Origin of the sequence: Salinicoccus kekensis, assembly GCF_900220995.1 — a bacterium.
Classification (GTDB): Bacteria; Bacillota; Bacilli; order Staphylococcales; family Salinicoccaceae; genus Lacicoccus; species Lacicoccus kekensis.
Genome location: NZ_OBQF01000001.1, coordinates 262576 through 277230 on the forward strand (window position 1 = coordinate 262576; position 14655 = coordinate 277230).

Annotated in this window: 13 protein-coding genes; all 13 read left to right on the forward strand. The window is 50.7% G+C overall.

All coding sequences use genetic code 11. The features are described 5' to 3' along the window. Positions 1-6: 6 nt before the first annotated feature. On the forward strand, positions 7-888 hold the full coding sequence (tsf, locus tag CRN96_RS01255) for a translation elongation factor Ts (RefSeq protein ID WP_097038329.1): 882 nt from the start codon (positions 7-9) through the stop codon (positions 886-888). A gap of 69 nt (positions 889-957) precedes the next feature. Beyond that, the gene (gene pyrH / locus CRN96_RS01260; protein WP_097038331.1) at positions 958-1680 is read left to right on the forward strand and encodes a UMP kinase; all 723 of its coding nucleotides are present in this window, start codon (positions 958-960) and stop codon (positions 1678-1680) included. Between the two features lie 22 nt (positions 1681-1702). Next, complete coding sequence (gene frr, locus CRN96_RS01265) at positions 1703-2260, forward strand: ribosome recycling factor (RefSeq protein WP_097038332.1); 558 nt, start codon at positions 1703-1705, stop codon at positions 2258-2260. A gap of 120 nt (positions 2261-2380) precedes the next feature. Further along, on the forward strand, positions 2381-3127 hold the full coding sequence (locus CRN96_RS01270; protein WP_097038334.1) for an undecaprenyl pyrophosphate synthase: 747 nt from the start codon (positions 2381-2383) through the stop codon (positions 3125-3127). A gap of 2 nt (positions 3128-3129) precedes the next feature. Further along, positions 3130-3924: a phosphatidate cytidylyltransferase gene (locus CRN96_RS01275; protein ID WP_097038336.1), complete on the forward strand. Its 795-nt coding sequence runs from the start codon at positions 3130-3132 to the stop codon at positions 3922-3924. Between the two features lie 19 nt (positions 3925-3943). After that, a complete protein-coding gene (gene dxr / locus CRN96_RS01280) occupies positions 3944-5068 on the forward strand; it encodes a 1-deoxy-D-xylulose-5-phosphate reductoisomerase (RefSeq protein WP_097038339.1) in 1125 nt (374 codons plus the stop codon). Next, positions 5065-6357, forward strand: coding sequence for an RIP metalloprotease RseP (gene rseP / locus CRN96_RS01285; RefSeq protein WP_425442492.1), 1293 nt, complete (start codon positions 5065-5067; stop codon positions 6355-6357). The genes dxr and rseP overlap by 4 nt, the downstream gene beginning before the upstream one ends. A gap of 11 nt (positions 6358-6368) precedes the next feature. After that, positions 6369-8054 carry a proline--tRNA ligase gene (locus tag CRN96_RS01290; RefSeq protein ID WP_097038343.1) on the forward strand — a complete coding sequence of 562 codons (1686 nt, stop codon included), beginning with the start codon at positions 6369-6371 and terminating at the stop codon, positions 8052-8054. A 38-nt stretch (positions 8055-8092) separates the two neighbouring features. Next, positions 8093-12373 (forward strand): PolC-type DNA polymerase III, encoded by a 4281-nt coding sequence (locus CRN96_RS01295; RefSeq protein WP_097038344.1) that lies wholly within the window; start codon positions 8093-8095, stop codon positions 12371-12373. 119 nt (positions 12374-12492) lie between these two features. After that, positions 12493-12960, forward strand: coding sequence for a ribosome maturation factor RimP (gene rimP, locus CRN96_RS01300; RefSeq protein ID WP_097038346.1), 468 nt, complete (start codon positions 12493-12495; stop codon positions 12958-12960). Between the two features lie 13 nt (positions 12961-12973). Continuing rightward, on the forward strand, positions 12974-14035 hold the full coding sequence (nusA, locus tag CRN96_RS01305) for a transcription termination factor NusA (protein WP_097038348.1): 1062 nt from the start codon (positions 12974-12976) through the stop codon (positions 14033-14035). Between the two features lie 26 nt (positions 14036-14061). Next, positions 14062-14346, forward strand: coding sequence for an RNase P modulator RnpM (gene rnpM / locus CRN96_RS01310; RefSeq protein WP_097038349.1), 285 nt, complete (start codon positions 14062-14064; stop codon positions 14344-14346). Then, complete coding sequence (locus tag CRN96_RS01315; protein ID WP_097038351.1) at positions 14343-14651, forward strand: L7Ae/L30e/S12e/Gadd45 family ribosomal protein; 309 nt, start codon at positions 14343-14345, stop codon at positions 14649-14651. The genes rnpM and CRN96_RS01315 overlap by 4 nt, the downstream gene beginning before the upstream one ends. Positions 14652-14655 lie beyond the last annotated feature (4 nt).

Consider the following 14655-nt stretch of genomic DNA (forward strand, 5'->3'; position numbering starts at 1 on the left):
AAATTTATGGCTACTATTTCAGCAAAATTAGTAAAAGAATTACGTGAAAAAACAGGTGCAGGAATGATGGATTGTAAAAAAGCACTCCAGGAAACTGATGGGGACATCGATGCTGCAGCTGACTACCTGCGTGAAAAAGGCATTGCCAAAGCAGCGAAGAAAGCTGACCGCATCGCAGCTGAAGGCCTCGTTCATGTGGCGTCCAAAGACAATGACGGAGTGATCGTTGAAATCAACTCCGAAACAGACTTCGTTGCGCGCAATGAAGATTTCCAGCAGCTGGTCAAAGATATCGCAGACCATATCCTTGCAACAAAACCTGAAAATGTTGAAGCATTGAACATGTCTGAACTCGACGGCCAGACGGTTGAAGAGAAAATGACGGAAGCCGTTTCCAAAATCGGTGAAAAGCTGACATTGAGAAGATTCGTCCTTGCCGAGAAGACAGACAACGGCGCGTTCGGCGAGTATCTGCACATGGGCGGGCGCATCGGTGTCCTGACTGTAGTCGACGGCACGACTGATTCTGAAGTGGCTAAAGGTGTGGCCATGCACGCAGCAGCACTCAACCCGAAATATGTATCTTCCGATCAGGTTCCTGAAGAGGAGCTCAATCACGAGAGGGAAATCCTCAAGCAGCAGGCACTCAACGAAGGCAAGCCGGAAAACATCGTCGATAAGATGGTTGAAGGCAGAATGCGCAAGTATCTTGAAGACATCAGCATTGTAAACCAGCCATTCGTAAAAGACTCTGACATCACCGTCGAGAAATATCTTCAGAACCACGATGCGAAACTGGTCGATTTCGTCCGCTTCGAAGTGGGAGAAGGTATTGAGAAGAGAGAAGAAAACTTCGCTGATGAGGTAATGGGTCAAGTGAATAAGTAATGAAAAAGACACTTCGGTGTCTTTTTTTCTAAAATTAGCTCATCAAATATCATAAGTGAGGGAAATATAATGGCTGAATCTTCAACTTTCAAAAGAATTGTATTAAAGCTCAGTGGCGAGGCACTGGCAGGAGACGATGGTTTCGGCATCAACCCCGCCGTCATTAAGAATATCTCGGAACAGGTGGTCGAAGCGAAAGAACTTGGCGTCGAGATCGCCGTCATCGTCGGCGGCGGCAATATATGGAGGGGCAAGACCGGCAGTGACCTCGGGATGGACCGCGGTACAGCCGATTATATGGGAATGCTTGCAACAGTCATGAACTCCCTTGCACTGCAGGACAGCCTGGAGCAGCTCGATTGTGAAACGAGGGTGCTGACTTCAATAGAGATGAAGCAGGTCGCGGAGCCGTATATACGCCGCCGTGCGATCAGACACCTTGAAAAAGGGCGCATCGTCATATTCGCCGCCGGCATCGGCAACCCGTACTTCTCAACGGATACGACTGCAGCACTTCGTGCGGCGGAGATCGAAGCGGACGTGATCCTAATGGGCAAAAACAACGTCGACGGTGTTTATTCTGCAGATCCGAAGTTCGACAGCACAGCATTCAAGTACGATAATCTGACTTATATGGAAATGCTTCAGGAAAACCTGCAGGTGATGGATGCGACCGCTTCCTCCTTCTGTATGGACAACGACATTCCACTTGTGGTATTTTCAATTACAGAGCAGGGCAACATCAAACGTGCAGTTTCCGGTGAATCAATCGGTACGACCATCAATAAATAAAAACTTGGTAGGAGAGAATCAAATGAGTGATGCAATATTAAAAGATGCAAAAAGCAGAATGCAGAAATCCATTGAAAGCCTGCAGAGGGAACTTGCGGGAATCCGTACAGGCCACGCCAATGCAAGCCTTCTTGAGAGAGTGACCGTGGACTACTATGGTGCACCGACACCGGTGAATCAGCTGGCCACGATCGCAGTGCCTGAAGCGAGGATGCTGACTGTCACACCATATGATAAGAATTCCGTTGATGATGTCCTGAAGGCGATCCAGCAGGCGGACCTCGGCATCAACCCTACGAGCGACGGAACGATGATCCGCATCACAGTCCCTCAGCTGACTGAGGAGCGCAGGAAAGAATTCGTCAAAGATGCACGTAAAGAAGGCGAAGAGGCCAAGGTGTCCGTCAGGAACATCCGCCGTGAAGCCAATGATAAGCTTAAGAAAATCGAAAAAGACGGCGAAATTTCAGAGGATGAGCTTCGCAGCTACACTGAAGACGTCCAGAAGCTGACGGATGACTCCATCAAGAAGATCGATACCCTCTGTGATGAAAAAGAGAAAGATATTTTGGAAGTTTAGCCAAAACAGCGAGCAGGTTGAACCTGCTCTTTTTTTATGCATTCTTATGTTACAATAAACTGATTGAGTCGATATAGGTATAGATGTATACTAATAAATATAATTCTTGTGGAGGACCATATGTTAGGTAGAAAAAAAGAACCGAAGTTGACGAAGGACTTACCTTTACATATAGCAATGATCATGGACGGCAACGGCCGGTATGCCCAGATGAAGAAACGGCCGCGTGTACATGGTCATTATGAAGGTATGCAGAATGTAAAACGTATCACGAGACATGCCTCTGATATAGGGATAAAATATTTGACACTGTATGCATTTTCAACCGAAAATTGGAGCAGACCAAGCTCTGAAGTGAGTTATCTGATGAAGCTCCCGGGTGATTTACTCGGGACGTTTTTACCCGAACTCATCGAAAAGAATGTTAAAGTGACGATAATAGGCAATTTGGAAGGCCTGCCGAAGCATACAATCAAAGCGGTGACGAGAGCAGTGGATGAAACTGCGGACAATACCGGGCTGAACCTCATATTTGCGCTCAATTACGGGGGCAGGGATGAACTCATACAGGCTTTCAGGGCGATGCATGAGGACATCAACAGGGGCAGCCTGTCGCTCGATGCGGTGGATGATGAAACCGTCGGCCGCTATCTCATGTCTGCACCGGTGCCTGACCCGGAAATGATCATCAGGACAAGCGGGGAATACCGGCTGAGCAACTTCCTGCTCTGGCAGTCTTCCTACAGTGAACTGTTTTTCACCGATACATTATGGCCTGAATTCTCTGCAGAGGAAATGGACGAACTGATAGAACAGTACAGAAGGCGTGACAGACGTTTTGGCGGACTGAACGATAAGGAGGAATAAGTGTGAAGACAAGGACGATTACTGCTGTCATAGCATTGCTGATTTTCATTCCCATCATTATCATCGGCACCTGGCCGATGCTCATTACAGTCTATCTTCTTGCTCTGACCGCCTTATACGAGATACTGAAGATGAACCGTATACATATATTTTCCATCCCGGGCATACTTTCTTTGATCGCCTTATCGATCATCCTCCTGCCCCGGGCGGATTACCCGTTCCTCCCCATGGTCACTGAAGCGCAGATTGACATGATCATCGTCATGGCACTTCTTATGCTGAGCTTCACCGTCATCAGCAAGAACCGGTTCACATTTGTGGATATGGGGTTCTGCGTGCTTGCAGTCGCATACATCGGCATCGGGTTCATGTACTTTTACGAGACGAGGGAAGCCGGCCTGATCTTCATCCTGTACGCACTCCTCATCGTCTGGATGACGGATACAGGTGCTTATCTATCCGGCCGTGCATTCGGCAAAAGGAAACTGTGGCCGCAGATCAGCCCGAACAAGACGGTGGAAGGCTTCATCGGCGGTATTCTTTCGAGCGTGCTGCTTGCGGTCATATTCAGCGTGTTCGGCCTGATCGATAACCCGAATGTGATACTTCTGATCATTTATACGATGATACTGAGCGTGGCCGGGCAGCTCGGCGACCTGGTCGAGTCCGCATTGAAACGCCATTTCGACGTCAAGGATTCCGGCAGCCTGCTGCCGGGCCATGGCGGTGTGCTGGACCGTTTCGACAGTTTTATATTTGTTTTGCCACTGATGAATATACTGCCATTGGTGAGCTGAGTTTAATGGAGTGTGGATCATGAAGAAGATTTCAATACTGGGAGCGACAGGCTCCATCGGGACACAGGCGATCGAGGTGCTGAAGGACAACCCGGACCGTTTCGAACTCGAAAGCCTGTCAATCGGGCGCAATGTGGACGGGCTGCGTGAGATACTCGCATCCGTCACCCCGAAGATGGTCTCCGTGATGGATGAAGCGGACAGGAAAGCACTTCAGTCAGAGTACCCGTCGATCGAATTCATAAGCGGGGAGGAAGGGCTCCTCGCCGTTGCCGGGGACGACAGCGATATGCTCCTCACCGCAATCATGGGCAGCGTCGGCCTCGGCCCCACGCTTAAGGCGATCAAGATGGGCAAGGATATTGCGCTTGCAAACAAGGAGACGCTTGTTGCCGCAGGGGAAATCGTGATGCAGGAGGCGAAGGCGCACAATGTGGACATCCTGCCCGTGGATTCGGAGCATTCCGCAATCTTCCAGTGCTTAAGAGGTGAATCCCCCTCCGAGATCAAACGGCTCATCATCACCGCGAGCGGCGGTTCATTCAGGGATCTTTCAAGGGATCAGCTGGATGAGGTGACGCTTGCCGATGCATTGAACCATCCGAACTGGGCGATGGGCAAAAAGATTACTATCGACTCCGCCACCATGATGAATAAAGGGCTTGAAGTCATCGAGGCGAAATGGCTGTTCGATCTCGACATCGATAAGATCTCCACGCTCCTCCACAGGGAGAGCACGATACACTCGATGGTCGAGTTCGTGGACAACAGCATCATCGCACAGCTCGGCAATTCGGATATGAAAGGCCCGATCCAGTTTGCCTTCAGTTATCCCGAACGCCTGCCGATGGACAACCCGCTCGATCTCGACACGCTCACACAGCTGAACTTCAAACCGATGGATTTCGATCGTTTCAGGATGCTGAAGCTTGCATATGAAGCGGTTGAAATAGGCGGCACGATGCCGGCGGTGATGAACGCATCGAACGAGTATGCGGTGGACCGCTTCCTGAAAGGTGAGATTTCTTTTCTTGATATAGAAAAGATAGTAGAATTACGTATGAACGAACATAAAGTGATCGATGAACCTGATTTGGAAACGATCCTTTATTATGATGAAATATTTAAATCGGACATGAGGTGATAGATTTGACCGGCATTTTAGCTTTTATAGTCGTATTCGGTGTGCTGGTCACTGTTCACGAACTTGGCCACCTGATAGTTGCAAAACGTGCAGGTATAATGTGTCCCGAGTTTGCCATCGGAATGGGACCAAAGATTTTTTCCTATAAATTCAATGACACCGTCTATACCATCCGGCTGCTGCCGGTGGGCGGTTACGTCAGAATGGCCTCCAGCGATATGGAGATCAACCCCCTGAACCCCGGAATGCGCGTCCAGCTGAAATTGAACGACCTCGGTGAAATCACCCACGTCCTGCTAGATGATAAGCACAACTTCAATGATATAGAGGAAATAGAAGTGGTCGAGGCGGACATCCGGAAGACCATGACCATAAGAGCCGTGCGTACATACGACGATGTTGAAACTTCATATAAAATCGCACATGAAGCTTATTTCGTTCAGGATTCCGAGCTTGAGCGCATCGCACCGGCATCGGCGCGCTTCGAATCGAAATCCGTCATGGCGAGGTTCTGGACTTTATTTGCAGGACCTCTGATGAACTTTGTACTCGCATTCGTATTATTCACCGTGCTGTTCTACATCAACGGCAAGCCATCCGATGAACCGGTGGTCGGTGTGGTCGCTGAAGATACTCCTGCTGAGGAGGCGGGGCTTGAGGAAGGCGACCGCCTGCTTGAGATCAACGGCACTGAAGTCCGGAACTGGGACCATATGTCTTCGATCATCCAGCAGGAAGGCGAATCGGAGCTTGACATCACCGTTGAAAATGACGGTGAGGTAAGGGAAGTCGAGATGATACCGATGGTCGAAGCGACCGAGCTGCCCGACGGCGAAGTGGTCGAACGGCTGATCATCGGCATAGGCCACGACTTTGAAGAGGGCCTCGTTGCACCGCTGTGGTGGGGCGTCCAGCAGACATACGAGATGGGCACGCTGATATTCGAGCTCGTCGTGCAGCTGTTCCTGAGCATTTTCGAAGGGACATTCTCCTTCGATATGCTGAACGGACCTGTCGGCATATATGTGGTGACGGAGGAAGTCGCATCACAGGGCCTCCTTGTGCTGATGAACTTCACGGCGGTGCTGAGCGTCAACCTCGGCATCATGAACCTGCTGCCGATACCCGCACTCGACGGCGGACGCATATTGTTCGTCCTGTATGAGGGCATATTCAGAAAACCGCTCAATAAAAGGGTGGAACTCAACATACAGCTTGCAGGCGTATTATTCGTATTAGTCATCATGGTGCTTGTCACCTGGAACGACATCAAAACATTTTTCCTATAGGAGTGAGTCACATGAGACAGTCACAAATGTTTATCCCGACTTTAAGAGAGACACCGCAGGATGCTGAGAGCCTCAGCCACCGCCTGATGCTGAAGGCGGGGATGATCAAGCAGATGGCGAGCGGGATCTACACATACCTGCCGATCACAAGGCTTGTACTGCACAACATAGAGAAAATCGTCCGCGAAGAGATGAATAAGATCGGCGGCGTTGAAATCCATATGCCCGTGCTGCACCCGAAGGAATTGTGGGAGGAGTCCGGGCGCTGGGATGCGTACGGCAATGAACTGATGAGGATGAACGACCGCCACGGGCGTGAATTCGCACTCGGGCCGACGCATGAGGAAATGATCGTGGCCCTCCTCAGGGATGAACTCAGGAGCTATAAGAAACTGCCGCTCACGCTGTTCCAGATCCAGACGAAATTCCGCGATGAACTGCGGCCGAGGTACGGCCTCCTGCGCGGCAGGGAATTCATCATGAAGGATGCCTATTCGTTCCATACGGATGATGCGTCACTCACGAAAACGTACAATGACATGTATCAGGCATATGAGAACATCTTCTCCCGCATGGGCCTGAACTACCGTGCGGTCGAAGCGGATTCAGGCGCGATCGGCGGCAGCCATACGCATGAATTCATGGCGCTTGCCGACATCGGTGAAGATACGATCGCCTATACGGAAGAAAGCGATTATGCGGCGAATATCGAAAAAGCCGAATGCCAGCCGGTTGAAAAATCGGCGGATGCGGAAAAAGAGCTTGAAAAAGTTGAGACACCGGGTGTCACAACGTGCCAGTCACTGGCGGACCACCTCGAAATCCCGCTTCATGAAACGACGAAGACGATGGTCGTCAAGATCAACGGTGAGTTCCTGATGATCCTCGTACGCGGCGACCAGGAGCTGAACGATGTCAAAGTGAAATCGTTCTTCAATGCGGAGGAAGAGATCGAATTTGCGACCGAAGAAGAAATCGTGCAGCACTTCAATGCGACACCGGGCAGCCTCGGTCCCGTCAATACGGAGATTCCGGTCTACCTTGATTACCAGGTCGATGCGATGGTGAACTACCCGACAGGGGCCAATGAAACCGGTCATCATTATATCAACGTGAACCACACGAGGGACTTTGAAGTCCGCGGCACCGGGGATTTCAGGTTCATCAACGAAGGTGAGACGGCGCCGGACGGCAGCGGACCGGTCAAGTTCATGAAGGGCATCGAAGTCGGTCAGGTCTTCAAGCTCGGGACGAAGTATTCCGAATCCATGGGCCTGAACGTGCTGGATGAGAACGGCCGCAGCGTGCCTGTCATGATGGGCTGCTACGGCGTGGGTGTATCGAGGACGCTCTCTGCAATCATCGAGAGCCACCATGACGAGCGAGGCATCATATGGCCGAAGTCCGTCACCCCGTTCGATGTCCATATCATCACGGCGAACACGAAGGATGAGACGATCCTGAATGCTGCAGAAGAGCTTTATGAATCGCTTCAGGAAAAATACAGGGTGCTGTATGATGACCGTAATGAAAGGGCCGGCGTCAAGTTCGCCGATTCGGACCTCATCGGCCTCCCTTACCGCATCGTCGTCGGACGCGGTGCGAAGGACGGCGTGGTCGAAGTGAAGCGGCGTACGGATGAAAAAAGCACCGATGTCGATATTGCTGATGTTTTGAAGTTCATAGATGAAAATTGATGCATCCGGCCGGCAAAACAGGTTTAGGAGTGTTGTGAATGCAAGGGCATGAGCAGTTTAAAATATTATTATCACAGGCGAATATAGAAATGAATGAGCACCTCACAAGTGGGGTGCTCAAAAAAATCGTTGTGGACGATGAACAGAGGATGTTCCACTTCCAGCTGCATTTTGAGAAGCTGATCCCCGCATCGCTCAGGCTTTTATTGATCGACAATATCAAAAAGGCATTTGCGGACATTGCGGACGTCAGAGTGACTTTGACGAGCGATCATTTTTCGGATGACAACGTGATCGATTATCTGGAGGACATCCTCCTGCACCTCGGAATCAATGATAATGTCAGATACCAGCTTTTGAACTGTAAGAAGGAATACAGGGACGGCGTGCTGATCTTCAATGTACAGAATGAGATCACAAGATCCCATTTCAACAAGCACGTCAACGGCAACCTGAAGGCGGCCTACCATGAATTCGGCATGGCGATTGGGGATATAGAATTTGCGGTTGATGCAAATCTCGATGCCAAGAAGCGTGAAAACCTGGAGAACCGCCTGCAGGAGGAGAAGACGGAACTCGTACAGAATTTCATTTCGCATCAGGAGGAAATGAAGGAACAGCAGAACAATAATGCCGGAGCGGTTGAGAAGCAGATCGGCAAATACGTCGGTTTCGACGGCGTCAGACCGCTCAACAACATCATCGATGAAGAGTTCAATGTGAAAGTCGAAGGCGTCATCTTCGATAAGGACATCAAAGTGCTCCGGACGGGCAGGCAGATACTTAATATCAAGATCACCGACTACAGTGACTCGATCAGCGCCAAAATGTTCTCAAGGAACAACAAGGGCGATGAAGCCGTATTCGATGCACTCAGCGAAAATGACTGGGTGATCATCGAGGGCAACGTCGAATATGATGATTTCGTAAAAGACCTCGTTTTGAACATCAAAAACCTGACGGCGGTCAATAAACCGCCCGCCCGCGACCCGATGGAAGAAAAACGCGTGGAGCTCCATCTGCATTCTGCAATGAGCCAGATGGACGGGCTGAACAACATCGGTGAATTCGTGAAACGGGCGAAGGACTTCGGCCATAAGGCCATTGCGGTCACGGACCACAATAACGTCCAGGCCTTCCCGGATGCGTATTACGCATCGCTCGACACCGGTGTGAAAGTCATATTCGGCATGGAAGGCCTCCTTGTCGATGACGGGGCGGACATCGCGTACAAACCGCAGGACATCGACCTAGAAGATCATGAATTCGTCGTTTTCGACGTGGAGACGACGGGCTTATCCTCCAAGTACGATAAGATCATCGAACTCGCGGGCGTCAAAGTGAGGGGCGGCGAGATCATCGACCGCTTCGAAGCTTTCAGCAACCCGGGCGAGCCGCTCACGGAGACGATCAAGGAGATCACCGGCATCACAGATGATATGCTCACCGGCGCGCCGCCGATCAGTGAAGTGATCACCGACTTCAAGGAATGGGTGGGGGATGCAATCTTCGTCGCCCATAATGCAAGCTTTGATATGGGCTTCATAGAAGCGGCCTATCAGAAGGAAGGGCTCGGCAGCTATCAGAACGGTGTCATCGATACGCTCGAGCTGTCACGGACGATCAACACCGACTTCAAAAAGCACGGGTTGAACATCCTCGCCAAAAAATACAATGTCGAACTGACCCAGCACCACCGTGCGATCTATGATGCAGAAGCCACCGCCTATATATTCATCAAGATGCTCTACCAGCTGAAGGAGCTCGGTGTGACGAATCATATGGAAATCAACGAGAAGCTCATGAGCGAGGAGGCTTACAAGCGTGCAATGCCTTCGCATGCCACTTTGCTCGTAAAAAACCAGACTGGGCTCAAAAACCTCTTTAAAATCGTTTCATATTCACTGACGGACCACTTCTACAGGATGCCGAGGATCCGTAAAAACGTCCTCGAGAAGCACCGGGAAGGCATACTGGTCGGCAGTGCGTGCGATCAGGGCGAAGTGTTCACCGCAATGATGCAGAAACCGTATGAGGATGCAAAGAAGGTTGCGGAATTCTACGACTACCTCGAAGTATTCCCGAAGCCACTCTACAGAAGGCTGCTTGACAGGGAAATCGTGAGGAGCGAGGAGACGCTTGAGGAAATCATTGAAAACATCATCAAGGCAGGAGATGAACTCGGCAAACCGGTCGTCGCGACGGGGAATGTGCATTACCTCGATGAATCGGATAAACTTTGCCGTGAAATCCTGGTCAAAAGCAACCCCGGGAACCCGCTCAGCCGGGGTAACCTGCCGGATGCGCATTTCCGTTCGACGGCGGAGATGTATGAGGACTTCAGCTTCCTCGATGAAGCGACGCGAAGGAAGATCGTCATCGATGCACCAAATGATCTTGTGGACAGCATCGATGTCGTAAAACCCATCAAGGATGATCTCTTCACGCCGAATATAGAAGGTGCGAATGACGAGATCAGGGACATGAGCTACAGCAATGCCAAAGCGCTGTACGGTGAGGATCTGCCCGGCATCGTCGTGGACAGGCTTGAAAAAGAGCTTGAGAGCATCATCGGCAACGGGTTCAGCGTCATCTACCTCATCAGCCAGAAGCTCGTCAAGAAGTCACTGGACGACGGCTATCTCGTCGGCTCCCGTGGTTCCGTGGGATCGAGCTTTGTAGCGACCATGACGGAGATCACAGAAGTGAACCCGCTGCCGCCGCATTATATATGCCCGGGATGCAAGGAGACGGAGTTCTTCACGGATGGAAGCGTATCTTCAGGCTACGACCTTCCGGACAAGTCATGCGAAAAATGCGGTGCCCCGCTCATTAAAGAAGGGCAGGACATCCCGTTCGAAACGTTCCTCGGCTTCAAAGGGGACAAAGTTCCGGATATCGACTTGAACTTCAGCGGCGACTATCAGCCGAAAGCTCACAACTATACGAGGGAGCTGTTCGGTGAAGATTACGTCTTCAGGGCGGGGACGATCGGCACCGTCGCCGAGAAGACCGCCTACGGTTATGTGAAAGGCTATATGAATGATCATGGCATCACACGCCGTGGGGCCGAAATCGACCGTCTTGTAAAAGGGTGTTCCGGAGTGAAGCGGACGACCGGACAACATCCGGGCGGCATCATCGTGGTGCCCGACCATATGGATATATTCGACTTCACGCCGATCCAGTACCCGGCCGATGACATCGAAGCGGAATGGAAGACGACACATTTCGACTTCCATTCGATTGACAACAACCTGCTTAAGCTGGATATACTCGGGCATGATGACCCGACGATGATCCGCATGCTGCAGGATCTTTCCCATATCGATCCGAAGACGCTGCCGACGGATGACCCCGAGACGATGAGCCTCTTCAGCTCGCCGAAATCACTCGGCGTCACGGAAGATGACATCATCTGCAAGACGGGGACGCTCGGGGTGCCGGAATTCGGCACCGGATTCGTCCGGCAGATGCTGGAAGACACGAAGCCGTCCACATTCAGTGAACTCGTGCAGATCTCCGGCCTGTCCCACGGCACGGATGTATGGCTCGGGAACGCCCAGGATCTGATCCGCCGTGGGACGTGCGACTTATCCAACGTCATCGGCTGCCGTGATGACATCATGGTGACGCTGATGTACAAAGGATTGGAACCGTCACTCGCCTTCAACATCATGGAGAAGGTGAGGAAGGGGAAAGGCCTGACCGAGGAGCATGAAGCGGCGATGCGGGAGAACGGCGTCGAGGAATGGTATATAGAATCGTGCAAGAAGATCAAATACATGTTCCCGAAAGCCCACGCCGCAGCCTACGTGCTGATGGCAGTGCGCATCGCATACTTCAAAGTGCACTACCCGCTCTATTACTATGCGAGCTACTTCACCGTCAGGGCATCGGACTTCGACCTCCTGACGATGGTCAAGGATAAATCCACCATCCGCCACAAAGTCAAAGAGATGAACAGCAATTTCCACGAGCTGTCGAAAAAGGAGAAAGATACGCTGGTCGTACTCGAGATCGTGAACGAGATGGCGCACAGAGGATTTAAGATGCACCCGGTGGACATCGACAAATCCGACGCCTTTGAATTCAAGCTCACAGAAGACGGCCTCATCCCGCCGTTCATCGCGGTGCCGGGCCTCGGGGCAAACGTTGCGAAGCGTATTGTCGCCACACGGGAAGAGGAGCCGTTCATTTCCAAGGAGGATCTGAACAAGCGTGCCGGTGTCGCGCAGAAAGTGGTCGAATACATGACCGAACTCGGCACACTCGACCATCTGCCGGACAAAGCACAGCTGTCCATTTTTGACCTGTGATGTAAAGTTGCATAACAATTTAAAATATGATAACATGATTAATGATATTAATACTCATGCACAAGGAGAAGAACGGGTCCGCCCGTTCTTTTCTTACGTTTAAAGGAGGCGATTTTGGCATGAATCATACTGAGCAAAAAGTTTTCGACAATGCTGCACCGGTGCTGGAAGCACTCGACTACAAGCTCATTGAAGTGCAATACGTCAAAGAAGGTAAGGATAGTTTCCTGAGGCTCTATCTTGATAAAAAGGGCGGCATAACGCTTGAGGATTGTGCTGCGGCCAGTGAAGTGATCAGTGAAAAGCTGGATGAGTGGGATATTGTCAAAGGTGCCTATTTTCTGGATGTCTCCTCGCCCGGAGCTGAACGTCCGATCAAAAATGACGATGACCTGGAGATGACCCTGGACAGCGGCATTTATGTGAAGACTTACCAGCACATCAACGGCGAAAAAGAGTGGACGGGCATATTGAAATCATACGATCAGGACACTGTGACTGTTGAATATAAAGACAAGGCCAGGAAGAAGACAGTCACGATTGACCGTGAAAAAATCGCCACTTTAAGGAAAGCAGTATTAATCTGATCGGAGGAGATAAATTGTGAATCAGGAATTATTGAATGCTATGGATTATCTTGAAAAAGAAAAGAGCATTCCAAGGGAAATATTGATAGAGACGATTGAGGCCGCGCTTCTGACCGCCTATAAAAAGAATTACACACAGCATAAAAATGTCAAAGTTGATCTGAACATCACAAATGGCAGCTACCGTGTGATATCGCGGAAAGATGTGGTGGAGGAAGTCGAGGATCCAACGGCTGAAGTGGACCTCGAGACTGCCCGCACAGTCAACCCGGCATACGAGATCGGCGACCCGTACGATGAAGATGTCACGCCGAAGGACTTCAACCGCGTCGGCGCACAGGCCGCAAAACAGGCGGTCATGCAGCGTCTCCGCGATGCGGAACGCGGCATACTGTACGAAGAATTCATCGACAAGGAAGATGAAGTGATGACCGGCCTGATCGACAGGGTGGACCACCGTTTTGTCTATATCCAGCTCGGCCGCACGGATGCCGTACTGAGCGAGTCGGAAAGAATGCCGAATGAAGTATATAAGCCGAATGACCGCATCAAGGTGTATGTCAATAAAGTCGAGCAGACGACGAAAGGTCCGCAGATTTTCGTATCCCGGACACATCCGAATCTGCTGAAGCGCCTCTTTGAGAAGGAAGTGCCTGAAATCTATGACGGCACCGTTGAAATCATGAGTGTGGCACGTGAAGCGGGTGAACGTTCGAAAATCAGTGTGCATGCTGAAAATACGGACGTCGATGCCGTCGGTTCATGTGTCGGCGCAAGAGGGGCGAGGGTTGAAGCTGTCGTGAACGAACTGTCGGGCGAAAAGATCGACATCGTCCTCTGGGACAACAATCCCAAAGTATTCGTCAAGAATGCCCTGAGCCCTTCCCAGGTGGTCGATGTGCTCGTGGATGAGGACAACCAGTCCACAGTGGTCATCGTACCGGACAACCAGCTCTCGCTCGCCATCGGTAAAAGAGGGCAGAACGCAAGACTCGCGGCGAAGCTGACCGGATGGAAAATTGATATTAAAAGTGAATCCGATGCCGTTGAAGAAGGCATCATCGAACAGGACTAAAAATATTAATTTCAGCGGGTGATAACATGGCAAGAAAAGTTCCACTCAGAAAATGCATTCTGACAAATGAAATGTATCCGAAAAAAGAACTGCTCCGGATCGTGGTCAATAAGGAGAACGAAATCTTCGTCGACCCGACCGGCAAAAAGAACGGACGGGGCAGCTACGTCGTAAAAGACCTTGAAAAAGTGGAAGCAGCAAGAGAAAAGAAAGTGCTGGAAAGAAAACTTGGAATGTCCGGTGAAGTGCTGGACCCAATCTACGACGAAATCATCAGGCTCATATACCGGGAGGACATCCCGAAACGATGAATGATAAAATATTGAATCTGCTGGGTTTGATCGTCAAGGCAAACAAGCTTGTGAATGGTGAGGAACGGACATTGGAAGCAGTCAGGAACAGTCAGGCGAAAGTGGTCTTCCTGGCCAGTGATGCCGGCAGGTCCACTGCCAAGACGGTTTCCGACAAAGCGCGGTACTACAATGTCCGCGTCATCGACAAATATAACAAAAATGAACTGAGTGCAGCTACAGGGAGTGAAAACCGTGTAGTCCTCGCAGTCACAGATAAAGGTTTTGCAAAAAAATGCATCGACCTTCTCGAGAAAGGAAAGTGATTCA